Below are 17533 nucleotides of genomic sequence, written 5' to 3' on the forward strand. Positions count from 1 at the left end.
AACGGCTACCGTATCCCAAGCAAGCTCTCTACCGCCCCCGCCGGATCAAGCTGCCGCGCCACAACCTGATCGACCAGCCCTGCCAAGACCGCTCGGTCTGTCCCTGCCAAAAGTCGGGCAAGAAGCACCTCACGCAGGCGTTCGGTAATTTCCCCCTCAATGGTTGCCCGTTCCCGCAGTGCCTGCGTCCCAGTGTGAATCAGGTAGGCGCGGTGGGCGGCAATTTGGGCGACAAGGTCGGTGATCCCTGTCCCATTCGTGGCAACCGTTTGGACAATTGGGGGCTGCCATGCGCTGCTCTCGTCTACGGCAAGGTTCGTCGCCGGAACGGTCAGCAGCCGTCCGTGATGGGCGATTCGCTCTGCCCGATGCCCTAGATCAAGCATTGCCCGCAGCGCCCGTTGGGTGTTTTCTACACCGGGGCGGTCTGCTTTGTTGATCACGAGAATATCCGCGATCTCCATGATCCCCGCTTTGATCGCCTGCACATCGTCACCCAATCCGGGCGCTTCAATGACCAATGTTGTCGCTGCGGCGCTGGCAATATCCACCTCGCTTTGCCCCGCCCCAACGGTCTCAATCAGGATTATCTCAAAGCCGGCGGCGTCAAGGGCGCGGACGGCATCGCTCGTCGTTCGCGCCAGACCGCCCAAACTGCCGCGTGTTGCCATGCTGCGGATGAAAACACCCGGATCGCCCGACAGATCGCGCATCCGAATCCGATCTCCCAACACCGCCCCCCCGCTAAAAGGGCTGGTGGGGTCAACAGCGACAATGCCAACGGTTTGCTCCAAGCCCCGATAGTGTTTGGCAAGGCTGTTCACAAGGGAGCTTTTCCCCGTCCCCGGCGCACCCGTTACCCCAATGATGTGCGCCTTCCCCGTCGCCGGGTAAAGCGCCGCCAAGTCAGCGTTCGCCTCACCGTTTTCGATGCGCGTCAGCAAGCGGGCAAGTTCGCGGCGGCTGGCGCGGATAGCTGCTACCACAGGGGGCAATGTCAAGCTCGTACTCACGCCGACGCTCCCACCACTTGGCGGATGTGTTTGGCAATATCTTCGGTGTTTGCGCCGGGACCGAACACCCCGCTAACACCCATCGCTTTCAGCACGGGCAGATCATCATCAGGGACAATACCGCCAAGAATCACTTTCACATCACTCAGGTCATTGGCTTTCATCAATTCCATAATGCGGGGGATGAGCGCCATATGCGCCCCACTAAGAATGGACAGACCAATAACGTCCACATCTTCTTGCAAGGCTGCCTCAACAATCATTTCTGGTGTTTGACGCAGCCCGGTATAAATCACCTCCATGCCAGCATCGCGCAGGGCGCGGGCAACAACCTTCGCCCCCCGATCATGCCCATCCAACCCCGGCTTTGCCACCAGAACGCGAATTTTTCGTTCTTTTGTCTCAGTCATTGGAAAAACCCTCTAAATTCAGATGTCTTCTGGGAAAATACCCCTGTATTTCTCCCATTATAGCCCGAATTTAGGTGTTTTTTTGTAACTGATATTACGCTGCTGAGTTCATTTCCCTTTGGTGCTGCTAAGGGGGAGTTTGAGGGGGCTTCCCCTCCAAAGACGAACGCCCCTTTTCCGATGGTGGAAAGGGGCGAGGGAATGAAGTCACCGGAGTAAGGTTAGACTGTAAAGATCGGGCAGGAAGGTACAATGCCTAACCAACCTGACCAGCGATCTTCGTTTCTTTTTTCGCTTTCGCTTGTGTATGTTTCTTGTGGTATATGGCGCGTTCCGCCCAAAAATACGTCCCCACAACATAGACAAGGGCAGCCGCTTGCAAGCCTATTCCCTGCCATGTGGCGTATAGACCAAACCATTGCCCTACCCAATGGGGCATATAGATGCCTCGGATCGGTGTGATCGGCAGCCAGCCCACCGCTTGCAACACGTGAACGGTGTTTCCCACCATGATGAACAGAACAGCGGCAATCATGATTCCGGTGACGATCAGCATTTTCTTGTACGGTAAGCGCACTTGAAGGGCAAAAGTGATCACTCCCACAATGGCAACACCGATCAAGCCAATCAAAACTCCCTGCAACACAACGCCGATACCCGCGTCCAATACAAGCGATTGCAAAAAGAGGACGGTCTCGAAGCCTTCGCGGTAGATGCTGCTAAAGCCCAACACCATCAGGCTGATGATCTGCCCTACCGCCAGCCCGCCAGCGATAATCCGCCCCTTGCGGCTGTGAAAGCCAGCAATCCAGCCCGTCCAATACACCTTGTGGAAAAACCAGTTCAAAATCAAGAGCAGCACGCCGATAGCGATCAGGCTAACCACTGCCTCCAATCGTTCCCCATAGCGAATGAGCGCCATGAGCAAACTGTTGGCGATTACCCATGTCAGTGCCGATGCCCCTAATGCCAGAATCGCGCCACCGATAATCGGTGTGCGGAATTTGCGTGTTTCCGCGCTCCGCAGCGATGCCAGCAGTGAAGCAAGGATCAACACTGCCTCCAATCCCTCTCGAAAAACAATCACCGCCGAGTTTCCAATCACCGCAGCGGGGGCGCTTTTGCTGCTCAGGTAACTTTCTGCCTCGTTTAGTTTGGCGCGGAGAACACCCAGCCCACGCATGACCTCCGTAACCGGCGCATGGCTGCCAAGAAGGGTTGCTAACCCCTGCTGCTCGGCTGTTCCATGCCAAAAGAGCATTTCAATCTCGTTGCCCAATTCGGGTTGAAACCCGCGCAATTTTTGCTCAATCCCAGAGTCAAGGATCGCGTAGGCTTCTACCCGTGCCGATTCCGCTTTGTCATACTGACCCGCCCGCAGCGCGGCGGAAAGCTGATCCAATACCGCCTCAATAACATCAAAATCCGATTCCGTATTCAGCGCTCCCCATTCGGTTGGGATTAGGGCGCTAAAAAGCACCGCCACCTGATTCACCGAATTGTCCACCTGAGCCGGATTGACCGTTGCCCGAATGTCGGCATCGATTTGGCGCAGCCGCTCCCGAATCTCGTCCGCCGCAGCCGTCTCTTGCTCTACCAGCGAGAAGTAGAGATCGTCAAATGCCGCTTGCGCCGCATCGCGGAAGGTAAGCGCTTCTTGAATTTCAATATCGTTGATAACCTGCCCATCGCGCACACCGCGCCCATATTCCACCGAAACAAGGGCGATGAATCGGCTGAACTGCCCTGCCCGCCGTGCCGCTGCTGCTGCCGAGAGCGCCACAGCCCGGAATCCCCTCAGCGTGTTTTCCACATCCGTCAGAGCCGGCTCAAAGGGGCGCTCGGCTATGGCAGCATCAATCAAGGTGATAAACGCAGCCTGTGCGGTGAGAAGTCCCTCCGCCCCCTTTTGCGCCTCAAAAGGGACGGTCAGGGCGGAAAAATATCCGGCAGCCATACCCACAGCCTCGGCGCGTTTGGCTAGGAAATGCCGCGTATTGGCTAGGGCTGCCTCCGCAAATGCCTCATTCATCTTTGCCTGATAGGTATCCCATAAATCCGCCCGCACCGTCTCCAACGCCACCTTCGCCGTGATTTCCCCCCGTTCGAGGGCGCTTAGGGCAAGGGTGGCATCGGCAGGCGGGCGGCTAAACTTCGTCGCGGTGCGAAATTCTCTCAACAATAACCATGATTTGGCGGTAGCGGCGTCACCCTGTTCCAATGCCTGAAAAATAATCGCCGCGCTGCCGCCAAGAATCTCCCCCCAAAGCTGCCCCCGTGCTGCCGCGACCTGCACCGCGTTGCCCGCTGCAATGCCTGCTTCCACCTGCTTAAAAAGCGCTCTGATCCGCTTATCAGTCGCTTTATCAGCACCTCGAATGGGCGCGGACAGGTCATCATTATAAATTGCCTCTGCCGCCGCGAGATGGGATTGGGCGTCGCTGCCATTTCCCATCATAAGCGCCGCTTGAACGTTGAACAGCGCCCGACGCATCGTTTCGGCGGATTGCTGAGGGGCAATGGTGCGCCCTCCTTCAGCAAGGACAGGGCGGAGCGTGGTGAGGCACGCGCTGATTACGAGCATGATGCTTAGGACGACAATGGCAGTACGTTTCATAAAGCAGGGTCTTTCTACTCGTTATACCAAGCATGAAGATCGGCTAGGGGCGCAACAAACTGATGCGCCCCAGGTGTCCTATTCAGGATGCAATCGATCTTAATTATTCTGGCAAGGGAATCTTCAACAGGGCAGCCATTTGGGTGATTTCCCCAACGATTCCCTCGGCACGGGCTTGCGCCTCACTCCCGAACAAGTCGGCTTCCTCAGGCGTAAAGCGCTTCCCCGCTTGTTCTTGCTTATACAGTTCAGCAACATAGGTGCGGAGGTCAGCCAGTGCCGCCCCAATCTGATCAGCACGCACGGCATCCACGCCCTTAATCAGCGGCATGACACCCTCATAAACGATTGCCAGCCCGCCGAGAATGTCCTGAATATCAGCAAGGCGTGAGATAACAGCAAAGGTTGCCTGTTCGCTGGCGTCTCCGGCAATAAACCGTGACTGCTTCCAACTTTCAAAATACTCGCTCATGGTGGGGATCATCACCACAAGGGCAGTGAAAGCGTCCGTCTCGTTGGGTGTCCATGCCGAGGCTGCTTCATCAAGGGCGATCACATAATCGGCAAAGAGAGCAGCCGCCCCTTTCAAAACGTTTGCCTCAGGGAGGACTTCGCCAAACCCAACGACGCCATCGCCATCCAAATCGACATCCGCCATGCCCACATAATCCCCATGCGTCCCCCACAGGGTTGATTCCAGCACGCCGAACAGATTTCCCGGTTGGGGGAGGATGCGCCCATCGGGAAGGGTGAGATCAAAGGGAACAGCGTTTGCTGGGTCTTCTGCGCCGGACGCGCCCGCATCAAGGATCACATCGAATTCGGCAAGACTCGGCACGCCCGCCACAATCCCTTCCATCTGCTCGTAAAGAGGGCTGGCAGTGATCCATGCCGCTTTCGCCGTCTTTAACGCCTCAGCCAGTGCCTCACGGTTTGTCTTGGCAAGGGTGGGATAGGCGAAGTTCTGCGCCTCCGCAAGGTCATAATAACGAATACTGGCAAGAAGAAGCGCATCGGCACTCGTCTTTAATGCGCTCGTTTTTTCAAGAAGATAGGCCTTAATGCCGCCCAAATCGGCAGCGTCTTCGGCACGAACAAAACGATGTGTCAGCATGGGGAGGCACAACGCCCCCACCACGATCAAGCCAACCCAACGCTTAACCCAACCTGTCATAGGGCGATCCTTGTGAGTGGTAATTTCCGTTCTTGATAGATGGTTTTAAGGATAAAGCAAGCCTAAGATGGAGGTCAATGTCAGGGGTGAAAAGAGAGTTTTATACGGATAGAAACGTGTTTTTCACGAGGGTTAAACTCCACACCGAAGACGGTGCGTTAGAAGGGTTTTGGGATGCCTTTAAGCCCCGAAGGGGTGGCTGCGTTCAGCCCGGCGCATAGGCACATCACCCCATCAGCCGTCCACAAAGAGTATCAATCTGTGCGCCGTAGCGCTCGCCAAAAAGATTCAAATGGACAAGGAGCGGGTACAACTGGTAGACAAGGCGGCGGCGTTCATAGCCCCCTGTAAGCGGAAATGCCTCCCGATAGGCGGCGAGAAACCCAGGCGGAAACCCACCAAACAGTTCGGTGAAGGCAATTTCTATTTCCCGATCCGCGTAATAGACGGCTGGATCAACAAGCACAGGTTGGTTGCCGGCTGTGACAAGGAAATTTCCTCCCCACAAATCGCCGTGAATCAGCGCGGGGGTGGTGGCTGCCCCTTGAAGGCTGTCCTCTAACGTATCAACCACACCGCGCAAAAGCCGCTGGCGTGCTAGGGGAAGGCGTTTCCGTGTACGGGCAATCTCAATCTGAGGGAGCAAGCGTCTCTCGCGGTAAAAAGTAATCCATGACGGGTTTGCTTTGTTAGACTGGGGCAGTTCCCCAATAAAATTGTCGTGATCCAACCCAAAAAGGGCATCTGGCGATTCAATCCGATGGAGTTCCGCCAACGCCCGCCCAAAGGTGACGGCAAACGTGAGCGGCTCGGCGCGTGGTGATTCCTCTATCCATTCTAAAATGAGGTAGGCAGGGTGATCGGGAGCGGCTTCTTCCTGATGAATGACCTCTGGGACGCGAATCGCCCCCACCTCGCGCAGAAGGTGAAGTCCTCGTCCCTCTCGTTCAAAAAAGAGGGAGGGGGCGTTGTACTTCCACTTCACAAAGTAGGTCTCTTTGCCCACCTCCACCCGTGCCGCCTGGTTGATCGACCCGCCGCCAATGTAGTGAATCTTCGTCGGGGCTTTCCCCAATACTTGGCTGAGCCGTGCTTTAAGTCCGCCAGCAATCATGGCAGGTCACGCTCCGCACGAATTGCCTTCAACAGTTCCTCTGACCCGCTGCGGATCATCGTATAGACGGGTTCTAAAAGGTGTGTGACATAATACGGATCGGGGACGTTTTTGTCAGCGTAATTCGGCGTGTAATCAAGCAACAGGGCAACCTGTGCGGTGCCATTCAGTGCCTGTTTCGCCCGCATAATATGATCAAAATGAGACCTATCCATCGCTATGATGTAATCATAGGTTGTCACATCATCAGAGCGGAACGCACGTGAGGTTGTGCTAAAGGAAATGCCGTGATTGCGCAGCGTTGTCACCGTGCCAAGGTAGGTTGCTTCCCCGACATGATAGTCGCTTGTGCCAGCCGAATCGATCTCAAACTGATCGGTCAATCCTGCTAGATTGACTAAATAGCGAAAAATACCCTCCGCCATTGGCGAGCGGCAAATATTCCCTGTACAGACGAATAAAACGCGGATTGGCTTGGCTTCATTCATAACGTCGTGATACCACCTCTGTTTCTAGCAAAAAGTATACCATAGGCAGATTGTGCTAATGCGGCTCTCATTGTCTGGTGTTACGCCCCGCTCACATGGATAGGGCGTGCATTTCTCCCCTTTCCACGTGTCCAAATGACCACTGTGCTAAGATTGCTTTATAAATGGCAATAGAATTTATGGAGTTGCACTCATGGTTCGTTGGCAGCAGCAGATAGCTCGACTCACACTGAGCGTTGTCTTTTTCCTCACCCTCTTCCCGCTCACGGGGATGCCCGCCCGCGCCCAAAGTGGCGCACTGGCAGCCGTTGAATCGGTCACCTGTTGGTTTCCCGCCCCAAGCGGCTTTTTGGAGGGGAAAACCCTTGATTGTGGGTATCTCGTTGTCCCCGAAGTGCGGGGGGCAAATAATGGCAAGACGGTGAAGGTCGCCTTTGCGCGGTTTCGCTCTCCCGCTACCACACCGCTTGCTGATCCCGTCATTCTTCTTCAGGGTGGACCGGGCGGACCCGGCATCGAACCATTAGGGACGGCTTTGGCGGCGACCTTTGCCCAAACCCTTCGCCGCGATTTTATTGCCATTGATCAGCGCGGCGTAGGCTATTCCTTGCCCAATTTGGGCTGCCAAGAATTCATCGAGATGACCTACGCGACGCTCACCGTTCAACTGACCCCCGAAGAAACCTCGGAGCGCAATCAGGAAGCGGCAGCCGCTTGTCGGGATCGCCTGATTGGTGAAGGGGTCAACCTGAGCGCGTTCAACAATGTTGAAAATGCGAACGATGTCGCTGATCTGATTCCGGCGTTGGGCTACACCACCGCTAACCTCTACGGCGTCTCGTATGGCTCTACCTTAGCTCTGTCTGTGATGCGCTATCGCCCCGAAGTGCTGCGGGCGGTGGTCATTGATGCCATTGCCCCCCCGCAGTGGAATCAGTTTGAAGCGCCCATTGCGGCGGTGGTCGATACCTTCGAGCGTTTTTTCGCTGCTTGTGCTGCCAATTCTGCCTGCGCCAATGCTTACCCAACGCTCAAAAAGACAACCTATGACCTGATCACCACGCTGAACGCTGCGCCAACGACGATCAGCATAAAACACCCCACGACAAACAAAACGTATGATCTTTTGGTCACCGGCAATGTCCTGCTCAGCCAACTCTACAGCGCCCTTTACGTGACGAGTTTTATCCCCCAACTTCCGGCGATGATTGACACAGCCAGCAAAGGGGACTTCACCGCCCTTGAATCAATTGTCAGCCAGACCTTTTTCCAGTTTGAAGATGTCGCCTTTGGCATGTTTTATTCGGTGGGCTGTGCTTCTGAAGGCGCGTATGCAGATCGCGCCGCCATTGAAGAATCCCTGCGCAGTTTACCGCCCGAATTTGCGGGGATCGCCCCTGGTCTCACCGATAGCTCAACGATCTGCGCCTCGTGGGGCGTTGGAAAAGCCGCTGAGATAGAGACGACGCCTGTCACCAGCACCCTGCCAACACTTATTCTCTCCGGGGAGCTTGATCCGATCACCCCGCCCGCCAACGGTGCGCTGGCGGTGGAGACGCTCCCCAACGGCAGCCATTTCATTTTCCCCGGCACAGGGCATGGGGCTGCCCTGAGCAGCAGTTGTGCCTTCGGAATCCTGAGCGCATTTGTGCAAGCGCCGCAAACGAAACCAGACAGCGCCTGCATTGAGCAGATGGCTATTGAATTTTTCACCGGGGAACTGCTCACCGAATATGTCGCACCGGGAGGCGCGTTCAGGACGGTGCGTCCGGTTGGGTGGGCGGAATCCTCGCCGGGGGTTTTCGCGAGCGATGGCGGGCAAAGTCTGTTCCTTGTCACCTCTGCCAGTGTGGGGAAGGATTTGCTCACGGAAAGCCTTCTGAACAGTTTGGCGGTCAACACAGACTTGACGGAATTAGGTGTTCAAGAGGCGAATGGTCTCACCTGGACACTCACCGAGTTTGGGTCGTCCTTTGGGTTGACCTTGACCCTCGCCTTAGCCGAACAAAAGGGAACAACCTATGTCCTCATCGTTGGGGTTGCTCCCAACGCCGACAGCGCCAAAGCACGGCAGAATTACCTAATCCCTGCGATTCAGGCATTCCAAATCAAGTAGCAGCCAACCAACGAACCCTCACCCCGCGCTTTAGCGCCGCGTGAGGGTTCGCTGCTCCGCCGTTGACACACCCCTTCAAGACGGCTATCCTACAAACAACGACCTCTTAGGGGTATGGCAAGGGCAATGCGCGATTACGGCTATCTGCGGCGGGAGCAATCCTCCCTAACACAAGGCTATCTCTTTGGGCGGCGAAAAGGGCGGGGCATTTCCCCGCTCTTTTTGCTTGCCTGGGGAATGGCGATGGCAGGCGTCCTCTACGTCATTGCCAATATGCAAACAATCCAACCGCAGGTACTGGCAATGGTTGCCGAACACCCCACGATAACCCCTGGCGGAATCAGTTATGCCCAACGGGGTGATCAGGCATTTTGGGCGGGCGATCTCGATGCCGCTGTTGAAAATTACCGTCGTGCTGCCAACAGCATTCCCAATAACATCTCTATCATCTACGAACTTGCCCGCATCCTCATTTACCGCAGCTACGGCGACGTGCGTAACTTTCAAGATATAGATGAAGCCCTTACCTGGGCGGGAAAAGCGATTCAGGTTGCCCCTGAAAACCCCCGCGCCTATGCCATTTACTGTTTTGCCCTCGTTCGGGCGGGGAAATCTTCTGATGCCTCGCGGGAGTGCCTTCGCGCCCTCGATTTTGACCCGAACGCTGCCGATGCCCACGCTTACCTTTCGATGGCGTCCTTCGACCTCAGGCGCACGGCAACCGCGCTTGACGAAGCAGAAAAAGCGGTTCGCCTTGATCCGAAAAATATTGACGCAAACATTGCTTATGCCCGAACGCTTTCCTTTCAGGGGCGGGTAAGCATGGCGCTCACCCATTACGAAGCAGCCGCATCGGTCAATATGAATCTCGAATTTCCTTACTTTGAGATGGCATTCTTCGCCTATAACCTTGCCAACCGAAATAACGGCGACGAAGCCCGCTACCGAATTGCCATTAACGCCTACGAGACCGTTCTAAAACGCAACCCCAAGAGCGTGAAAGCCTATACCCGTCTGTGCCAGACCTATTTGGCAAAGGGTGAGCCGAAACTCGCCCGTCAATACTGCATGGAAGCGACAGAAGTTGACCCCGGCTATACCGCTGCCTGGCGCTGGTTGGGAGAGGTTTACCATAAGAGTCGCAATTACGAAGATGCCGTCGATGCCTTTGCCGAGTGCCAGCGCCAAGAGATCGCCCTCGGTTTGCCCACTGATGCCCGCGACCCCACCTGTTGGTGGTTACAGGGCGTCGGCTACTTCATTTTAGGGCAGTGTGATCGCGCTATTCCCCTTTTGGAGGAGGTTTTGCGGTGGACAACTGATGATATTGCCATTCGGGAGACCAACCGCACGCTCTTGAAATGCGCCACTGCCTATCAAGGGACGTACAAAACGCCCACCCCTGTCCCCACCGCCACCCCGCGCCCAACACCGATTTTGTAGGGGGACACCTACAGCATTTTTCAACGAGATTGACCCTCAGTGGTTGACAGCCCCGCTTATCACGATATACTTGGTGATGGGCAGGCGGTGGCGATCAAGGGAAACGAACGACGCCCGTCCTTCTTGTAAGAAGGCTGGTTGCAATCCAACCAGTGAGGGTACTGCAAGCAATATGTATGTTCGTCGGGATCGCTCTGCGCTGACAAGCGGTGACCTCTTTCGTGGCACCATCCGCCGCCGCCGGATGCTCTGGGTCTACCCACTGGTCGTTTTTGCTTTAGGGGTGCTAGGGCTGGTGATCTGGCAGATCGACTTATTGCGCCCTATTGCCCTCTATGCTGTTGGAATTCGCCCTACCCCAACCCTTTCCCTGCTAGAGAACGCCCGTCGCGGCGATCTTGCCTTTTGGCGTGGCGATTTGGATACCGCCATTGCTGCCTATCGCGCTGCGCTCAGCCTTGCCCCCAACGAGATTGGCATTGGGTATGAAGTCATTCGGATGCTCGTTTACCGCAGCTATGCGGGCGGCGATCAGGGGGCGGCGGATAGACAAGAGGCGGTGACCATAGCGAACCGCCTTTTGGAGGTTTATCCTAACAATGCCCGTATATTGGCAATCACCTGTTTAGCATATGCCCGTGCCAGCGAACCCGAACGCGCCTCGCAATATTGCAACCGCGCCCTCAGCTTTGATACGGAGAACCCCGACGCCCTTGCTTTTCTCTCCCAAGTCTATTACGACTTAGGACGGTACGACGAGGCGGTCACCATTGGGCGCAAAGCGCTTGAACTGAACCCCACCAGCATAGAGGCGAACACCGCTTACGGCTTGATCCAACTCACCTCCCGAACGCCAGAGGCAGGCATCCCCTACTTTGTGAAGGCAGCCGAATATAACAAGCAGCTTGAATACCCCTATTTCAACCTTGCCCTCAACGCTTTTGGGGTAGGCTTGCGGCGCGGCGATCCCGACCTACTTCGCCTTGCCGTTGGCGCCTATGACACCATCCTTGCCACCAACAAGCGCAATGTCCGCGCCTATATTGGCTTGTGTCAGGTCTATTTTGCCATTGGTGAACGCAACCTTGCCCGCGATAACTGTGTCACGGCGACGGAACTTGCGCCCGATAATTCCCGTGCGTGGCGCTGGTTGGGTGAGATCAGCTACCTCACTATGGAGTATGAGACAGCGGCGCAGGCGTTTGAGCGTTGTTTCGCCCTAGAGTCGGGGTTCGCGGTTGAAGCCCGCCAGCCAGAGTGTTGGGTGTTTCGCGGCTTGTCCTACGTTCAAATGGGCGATTGCCGCAAGGCAAATCTGATCTTCACCGAAGCGCTCAGTTGGATTCGCGGGACAACTTCCATCGAACGAATTAATAAAGGCTTGCGCATCTGCACCGGACGTCCGCTAAACGTCACCTTGGCTCCAACCGCAACGCCGGAACCCCTTCCCCCCGAACCTGATCTCAGCCCGCGCAGCACCATCGTCTTAGGGACGGGAGGCTAAGCGTATGTACCTAAACACGCCCAAACGCTACCGTAAAACCCGCCGCCGTTTGTTCAACTTCCGCTGGCTGTGGCTCTATATTTTATTTCCGGTGATCATCATTCCAGCGATGCTTTTGTGGCAGTTTCGTGGGCAGATCAGCGGCGATGTGGGGCGTTGGGTAGAACGAAATATCAAATTCAACGTGAATCCCCCCACCCCAACGGCGACGATCCCCGCTGTTGACCTCCAAACACGCCTGGTCAGTTATATCCAATCGGGGAACATGAAAAATGCTATCTCCACACTGACCAGTCTCGCCAGCGCCCGCCCCAATGATCTTGATGCCTATACCCGTCTGACGAAAATGATCCTTTTTCGAGACGACAGCCCCAAAGCCCGTGAGGAGGCACTCCGCGCCGCAGAGGGCGCTCTGAACGCCAATCCCGAAGCGGCTGATGGGTGGATCATGGTGGCGATGGCGCTGAATGCCCTAGATCGCCCAAGTGAGGCGCTCCCCTACCTGCTCCGCGCCCGCGATTTTGACACCCGCGATCCCTGGCTGCTGGCGGTCTTAGCAGATACCTATGACGCCATAGGGCGCGGCAGTCGCGCTTTAGGGTTGGTTGAAGAATCGTTGGAAGCGGCAAAGGCTACAGCCGCCAGCCAGAATGGGAACAATGTCGTTGTTATCGCCTACGCCAATGTGGTGAAGGGGAAAATCCTCTTGGCGTCCAGCGGCGAGCAAGCGATCCGCGCCTTTGAGGAGGGGTGGCGGGTTGCCCAGCAAGATAGCCAAATGCCCATTGGCTACATTGCCCAATGGCTGTGGAGTTACTACTTCAACGTCAACGACTTTCAAAAGATCACCGATTCCCTTGATCTTGCCACCGCCCGCGACAAAGACGATCCGATCAATGCCTACCTTTTGGGGCGCACCTACATCAAAGCGGGCGATCCCAATCGGGCGATCATCAGCCTAGAGCGCTGCCGTGATCTTGACCCCGATCAGGTCAAGTGTTTGCGCTGGCTAGGGACGATGATGTTTCGTCAGGAAAACTATCAACGGGCGGCAGAACTAGGCTTGCGGGCAATTGAATTAGGGACAACCGATGTGGGGGCATACCTCGTCGCTGGCTCAGCGCTTGCCTACAATGGGCGCTGCGGCGAGGCGGTTAGTGTATTGCAAGCGGGGTTAAATCTCGCCCAAACGCAGGGGTCATCTGCAGATTGGGTGGCGCAATTCCGTGATGCCCTTCGATCATGTGGGGCGGGGAACAATGTGTTTGCTACCCCCACGCCCGGACAGTAAGGAACAGACGTAATCGCAAACCCTAAACAGCCCCCGACACGGCGAGGTACTCACGCCATGCCTTGTAGCCGAGTTTCCCATAGAAATCGACTAAATCTGTCCACCCAATGAGGACGTTTCGTGCGCCGCGTGAGCGCAAGATGGCTGATCCCCGCGCCACTAGCGCCAACCCAATCCCCCGCCCTCGCCCTGTTTTCGTCACGCCCACCGCATTCATCCCGCCCATCCCCGCCCCCAACACAGAGCGCCAGATTGTCTCGCCCCGCGTGGGGTGCGCATCCGGTGAACACATCAGCAGCGTGCCAACTACCGTCCCATCCCCCTCACGGGCAATCAACACATCGCGGTAATCCCCAACGCGGATTGGGTAGGCAAATTCATCATACCAGCCGGGAAATTCCGCCGCCTGCATCGTCAGGGCGTCCGCCGCCTCAGCGGGTGATGCGGCGGGGAGGATGCTCACCTTGTCCGCCGCCAACCGTGCGCTGATCGTCTTGGGCGTCACGTACTCGCTCACATCGCGTACCAGATCGTAAACGTGTTTTTCGCCTGTCCAACCCTGAGTCCGAAAAAAATCGAGGGCGGCGGGTAAGTTCGTCGGGATTCCCGGAAACAAACGCGGAACGCGCCCCCCAAGAACCACCCGCCGAATCCCAATCCCGCGCAGATAATCAATGGCAGTCGAGAGCAAATCCCGTCCGATCCCTCGCCGCTGCTGATCGCGCCGGACGTAGAGCGCGGCAATGCTCCCCGAAGGGTGCGGCGTTCGCTCTGATTCCCGCTGCGTTTGGGTGATCACCGCCCCCACGATCTGGCCATCGACGCGGGCGACAAAATGATCACGAGCAATACATGACCCATCGGCGCTGAGCATGATGTTTAGCAGATCGGGGGAGGTGTGCCACGCCTCGCCAAAGGCATCGTTCCAACAAAGGGCAAGGGCGGGCAAATCCGCTGGATGATAGAGATCAATAGTGTGCGTCATAAAGGCAACTCCCAACAAGGATAGTGAGTATCCAGCCCGCCAGAGAACAAGACGAAGGCAAGGGAGAGCGACCCTACCAATTGGGCAAGACCGAGGTCATCGAAATAAATGCCCCCCACACCATTCGATCCCAAAAGCATCCCGATGAACAGCACCAAGAGCAGCACAGGAGTCCCTAACCGTGTGGACACCTTACTAAGCAAAACGCTCACCAGCAAGGCAATGGTGATGATGACTATGGCTACTTCATTGGTCGGCATGGGCGTCTCATCTCGTAATCTATCTCCCTCTTTCTAGGGGTCATACGGGCATCCACGCAAATCCTTCTTCTTCTTGGCGGACATGCCCTAAACTGGGAAAGGGGAGGTGATAGGCGAGGGTGAGGACGCCTTCCGCCGCGATCCGCTCTAAAATTGCCCGCCGTGTCTGTGCCGAAAGCGTTGGGTCTGTGTCAAATTTGGGCGATACATGAGGAAATTTCATCTGCACGACAAGATGAATGGCATCCACAATATCGATCAGACGCTCCCCGTTTGATTCGATCATCAAGCCGCAGTGACCGGGTGTATGCCCGGGCAGCGCCAGCACAGTGACTCCCTCCGCCAGCACATCCCCATCAGAGACATAATGCAGCCGCTCCCCGTAGGGTGACAAAGCTGCCTTGACCAATGCGGTGCGTTCCGCCGGTACGCTGCCGCTCTCTACCCACCACGCCCATTCCTCACGACAGATATAAACCTCCGCTTGGGGAAACATGGGCGTTCCTTCCGCTGTGAGAAGTCCTCCAATATGATCGCGGTGGCAGTGGGTAATCATGATTTTTGTGATCGACTCCAGGGCAATCCCTTCCTCGCGCAGACGATCCATCAAATGCCCAGAGCGCGGCTTACTCCCTTCCCCTTCCCCCGCATCGACAAGGATGCGCTCTGTCCCTGTTTCAAGGTAAACGGCGCTCAGGCTGAATAGATAGGGCTGTACGCCCTCTCGAAACGCCTGTAAAACATCCTCAGAAAGGGGATTCAGCATTGTTCCTAAGTGTTTTTCCCCCATCACATCGCCACCATCGGCAATGACCATGAGCCGTATCTCGCCAATAGAAAATCGATAAGTTGTCGTTGTCATACGGTGTATCCTTACGTCACGTCAAGCCCTACGGGAGTGATTCATCTCCAAATTGTAGCGTTTTGCAAAAGGAAATGGCTTTTCCCGCGACCTTGCCGCTGCGGTGGGGTGCGATACCCCCTTTCTTAATTCTGAAGTTGCCATTCAACCCTTCCTTGCGCTACTGTTTAAGGGGTGAACGAACACACAGCGGAGCGCATGGATACACTACCACCAGCCTTGATTGAGGCACGCGATCTGACGAAAATCTACCAGATGGGAACAACCGAAGTCCGCGCCTTGCGGGGCGTCAGCTTCGATATTTATGCTGGCGAGATGGTTGGCATTGTGGGGCAGTCGGGGTCGGGCAAAAGCACCCTTCTTGCCATTCTTGGTGCGTTGGATGTCCCCTCCAGCGGCAGCTATCAACTCGATGGCAAAGAGGTTGCCACCCTCAGCGATGATGCGCTGGCCGCCATTCGCAACGAGAAAATCGGCTTTGTGTTCCAGAAGTTCAACCTTCTTGCCCGCAACACCGCCCAATTCAACGTTGAGCTCCCCCTGACCTATGCCGGTGTTCCGGCGCGGGCAGCACGAAAACGGGCAGCAGAGGTGCTTTCCCTCGTTGGCTTAGGGGATCGCCTTGATCACAAGCCGAACGAACTTTCGGGCGGGCAGCAGCAGCGCGTCGCCATTGCGCGGGCGCTGGTGAACACCCCTTCCATCATCCTTGCTGACGAGCCAACAGGCAATCTGGACAGCCAAACGGGGGAAGAAATCCTCGAACTCTTTCACAAACTCCACGAGGAACAAAAGATCACCTTGATCGTCGTCACCCACGATCCGAAGATCGCCGCCCAATGCGGGCGGGTGATCAAGCTGCGTGATGGCGTGATCATCCCCGAAGATGAGACTCGCCCCTTCCCCAAACGCCCCAGTGGGGCAGCCGCGTTGGGAGCGTAGCCGACGATGCGCCCACTTCAAAATATTCGCATTGCTCTTGATGCCCTCCGCGCCAACAAGCTCCGCTCTGCCCTGACGATGTTGGGGATCATCATCGGCGTTGGCTCAGTCGTCTCCCTGCTTGCTGTTGGGAACGGAGCGCAGGCGAGCATCCTCAACCAGATCAACGGGATCGGCACGAACCTCGTCACCATTGTGCCGGGGATTTTGAACCTGAGCGCCGGAGGTCCCCCCCAACAAGCCGGCGCGGTGAACGGTCAGCCGCTCACCGATAGCGACGCCAGAGCGCTTGCCGAACGCCTTATTGAGGTCGTTGGCGTCGCCCCTGAATTCACCGCCAATGGGACAACGGTCAGTTACAAACGGACGAGCATTTCCGTCGCGGTGCGTTCTGTCACGCCCGATTACCTCGTCGTCCGCAACCAGACGATTGCCGAAGGGCGCTGGATCGATTCGGGGGAGGTGACTGCCGCCTCGCGGGTTGTTGTCTTGGGCGCAGATGCGGCGAAAAACCTCTTTGGGGAACTCAACGCGATTGGCGAAAAGATCAAGATCAACAACGTCCCCTTCACCGTCATTGGGACAACCGTCAAAGTGGGGGGCGGGTTTGCTGGCAACCCCGATGCCAGTGTCTACATCCCGCTGACGACGGGTTATCGCAGCTTATTCGGCTCACGGACAGCCTATCGGGGCATGAACCGCGTCAGCGTGATCTACATTTCCGCTGCCGAGAGCGCCAACCTCGCCACAGTTGCCGACGAAGCAACGGCAATTGTGCGGGCGATGCATAAGATCAAGACTGACGAAGCGAACGATTTCACCGTCCTCACCCAAGATCAATTCTTGAGCATTGCCGGCGCCATCACGGGTATTTTGACTCTCTTTTTGGGGGCAATTGCCGGAATTAGCTTGCTTGTGGGCGGAATCGGGATCATGAACATCTCTCTCGTCTCCGTCACAGAGCGAACAAAAGAGATCGGCTTGCGGAAGGCGGTGGGGGCAAAGAAGCGCACCATCCTCACCCAATTTTTGGTCGAAACCGTCACCCTCAGCGTGATCGGCGGGATCATTGGTATTTTGATCGGGATCGGCATCGCCACCCTCATCAGCGCGACGGGCGTTCTTCAGGCGACGGTCACTGCCTCATCCGTCCTGCTTGCCTTTGGTTTTTCCTTTTTTGTGGGACTCTTTTTCGGGATTTACCCCGCCAGCCGTGCTGCGAGCTTGCAGCCGATTGAGGCACTTCGTTACGAGTAACCCGCAAGGGCAACGTCATAGATGCTCCCTTTAAACCCACTACCTAGCGTATAGGAT

15 protein-coding genes are annotated in these 17533 nt (G+C 56.3%); 6 read left to right on the forward strand and 9 right to left on the reverse strand.

All coding sequences use genetic code 11. From position 1 onward, the window contains the following. Nucleotides 1-5: 5 nt before the first annotated feature. The 6 genes from meaB to HS103_02350 all read right to left on the reverse strand — a co-directional run bounded on the left by meaB (nt 6) and on the right by HS103_02350 (nt 6816). Complete coding sequence (meaB, locus tag HS103_02325) at nt 6-1001, reverse strand: methylmalonyl Co-A mutase-associated GTPase MeaB (protein ID MBE7511638.1); 996 nt, start codon at nt 999-1001, stop codon at nt 6-8. 8 nt (nt 1002-1009) lie between these two features. Continuing rightward, nucleotides 1010-1423, reverse strand: coding sequence for a cobalamin B12-binding domain-containing protein (locus HS103_02330; protein MBE7511639.1), 414 nt, complete (start codon nt 1421-1423; stop codon nt 1010-1012). A 256-nt stretch (nt 1424-1679) separates the two neighbouring features. Next, nucleotides 1680-4040, reverse strand: a complete 2361-nt coding sequence (locus HS103_02335) for an iron permease (GenBank protein MBE7511640.1) — start codon at nt 4038-4040, stop codon at nt 1680-1682. 103 nt (nt 4041-4143) lie between these two features. Next, a complete protein-coding gene (locus tag HS103_02340; protein ID MBE7511641.1) occupies nt 4144-5214 on the reverse strand; it encodes an EfeM/EfeO family lipoprotein in 1071 nt (356 codons plus the stop codon). A gap of 226 nt (nt 5215-5440) precedes the next feature. After that, nucleotides 5441-6328: a fructosamine kinase family protein gene (locus tag HS103_02345; protein ID MBE7511642.1), complete on the reverse strand. Its 888-nt coding sequence runs from the start codon at nt 6326-6328 to the stop codon at nt 5441-5443. Next, nucleotides 6325-6816: a low molecular weight phosphotyrosine protein phosphatase gene (locus HS103_02350; GenBank protein ID MBE7511643.1), complete on the reverse strand. Its 492-nt coding sequence runs from the start codon at nt 6814-6816 to the stop codon at nt 6325-6327. Before HS103_02350 ends, HS103_02345 begins: the two co-directional genes overlap by 4 nt. 193 nt (nt 6817-7009) lie before the next feature. Between HS103_02350 and HS103_02355 the strand changes: the two genes are divergently transcribed. From HS103_02355 to HS103_02370, 4 genes are all read left to right on the forward strand, one after another. Continuing rightward, a complete protein-coding gene (locus tag HS103_02355) occupies nt 7010-8932 on the forward strand; it encodes an alpha/beta hydrolase (GenBank protein ID MBE7511644.1) in 1923 nt (640 codons plus the stop codon). 126 nt (nt 8933-9058) lie between these two features. Beyond that, on the forward strand, nt 9059-10375 hold the full coding sequence (locus tag HS103_02360; GenBank protein MBE7511645.1) for a tetratricopeptide repeat protein: 1317 nt from the start codon (nt 9059-9061) through the stop codon (nt 10373-10375). A 172-nt stretch (nt 10376-10547) separates the two neighbouring features. After that, the gene (locus tag HS103_02365; protein MBE7511646.1) at nt 10548-11879 is read left to right on the forward strand and encodes a tetratricopeptide repeat protein; all 1332 of its coding nucleotides are present in this window, start codon (nt 10548-10550) and stop codon (nt 11877-11879) included. 4 nt (nt 11880-11883) lie between these two features. Then, the gene (locus HS103_02370) at nt 11884-13170 is read left to right on the forward strand and encodes a tetratricopeptide repeat protein (GenBank protein MBE7511647.1); all 1287 of its coding nucleotides are present in this window, start codon (nt 11884-11886) and stop codon (nt 13168-13170) included. 22 nt (nt 13171-13192) lie between these two features. Here the strand turns inward: HS103_02370 and HS103_02375 are convergent, their stop codons facing one another. Genes HS103_02375 through HS103_02385 form a run of 3 tightly spaced genes read right to left on the reverse strand, consistent with a single transcriptional unit; the run spans nt 13193 to nt 15277 of the window. Further along, a complete protein-coding gene (locus tag HS103_02375) occupies nt 13193-14155 on the reverse strand; it encodes a GNAT family N-acetyltransferase (GenBank protein MBE7511648.1) in 963 nt (320 codons plus the stop codon). After that, the gene (locus HS103_02380; protein MBE7511649.1) at nt 14152-14415 is read right to left on the reverse strand and encodes a hypothetical protein; all 264 of its coding nucleotides are present in this window, start codon (nt 14413-14415) and stop codon (nt 14152-14154) included. The genes HS103_02375 and HS103_02380 overlap by 4 nt, the downstream gene beginning before the upstream one ends. 40 nt (nt 14416-14455) lie before the next feature. After that, nucleotides 14456-15277 carry an MBL fold metallo-hydrolase gene (locus HS103_02385; protein MBE7511650.1) on the reverse strand — a complete coding sequence of 274 codons (822 nt, stop codon included), beginning with the start codon at nt 15275-15277 and terminating at the stop codon, nt 14456-14458. 219 nt (nt 15278-15496) lie between these two features. Here HS103_02385 and HS103_02390 point away from each other — a divergent pair, with 219 nt between their 5' ends. Then, on the forward strand, nt 15497-16219 hold the full coding sequence (locus HS103_02390) for an ABC transporter ATP-binding protein (GenBank protein MBE7511651.1): 723 nt from the start codon (nt 15497-15499) through the stop codon (nt 16217-16219). A 6-nt stretch (nt 16220-16225) separates the two neighbouring features. Continuing rightward, the gene (locus HS103_02395; GenBank protein ID MBE7511652.1) at nt 16226-17476 is read left to right on the forward strand and encodes an ABC transporter permease; all 1251 of its coding nucleotides are present in this window, start codon (nt 16226-16228) and stop codon (nt 17474-17476) included. Nucleotides 17477-17533: the final 57 nt, after the last annotated feature.

The sequence above is a fragment of the Anaerolineales bacterium genome (assembly GCA_015075625.1).
Taxonomy (GTDB): Bacteria; Chloroflexota; Anaerolineae; order Aggregatilineales; family UBA2796; genus UBA2796.

Bases quoted from the DNA above. Each gene is read 5' to 3' on its own strand.
- HS103_02330 (MBE7511639.1), bottom strand. From the start codon at position 1,423: ATGACTGAGACAAAAGAACGAAAAATTCGCGTTCTGGTGGCAAAGCCG.
- HS103_02335 (MBE7511640.1), bottom strand. From the start codon at position 4,040: ATGAAACGTACTGCCATTGTCGTCCTAAGCATCATGCTCGTAATCAGC.
- HS103_02340 (MBE7511641.1), bottom strand. From the start codon at position 5,214: ATGACAGGTTGGGTTAAGCGTTGGGTTGGCTTGATCGTGGTGGGGGCG.
- HS103_02345 (MBE7511642.1), bottom strand. From the start codon at position 6,328: ATGATTGCTGGCGGACTTAAAGCACGGCTCAGCCAAGTATTGGGGAAA.
- HS103_02350 (MBE7511643.1), bottom strand. From the start codon at position 6,816: ATGAATGAAGCCAAGCCAATCCGCGTTTTATTCGTCTGTACAGGGAAT.
- HS103_02355 (MBE7511644.1), top strand. From the start codon at position 7,010: ATGGTTCGTTGGCAGCAGCAGATAGCTCGACTCACACTGAGCGTTGTC.
- HS103_02360 (MBE7511645.1), top strand. From the start codon at position 9,059: ATGCGCGATTACGGCTATCTGCGGCGGGAGCAATCCTCCCTAACACAA.
- HS103_02365 (MBE7511646.1), top strand. From the start codon at position 10,548: ATGTATGTTCGTCGGGATCGCTCTGCGCTGACAAGCGGTGACCTCTTT.
- HS103_02370 (MBE7511647.1), top strand. From the start codon at position 11,884: ATGTACCTAAACACGCCCAAACGCTACCGTAAAACCCGCCGCCGTTTG.
- HS103_02375 (MBE7511648.1), bottom strand. From the start codon at position 14,155: ATGACGCACACTATTGATCTCTATCATCCAGCGGATTTGCCCGCCCTT.
- HS103_02380 (MBE7511649.1), bottom strand. From the start codon at position 14,415: ATGCCGACCAATGAAGTAGCCATAGTCATCATCACCATTGCCTTGCTG.
- HS103_02385 (MBE7511650.1), bottom strand. From the start codon at position 15,277: ATGACAACGACAACTTATCGATTTTCTATTGGCGAGATACGGCTCATG.
- HS103_02395 (MBE7511652.1), top strand. From the start codon at position 16,226: ATGCGCCCACTTCAAAATATTCGCATTGCTCTTGATGCCCTCCGCGCC.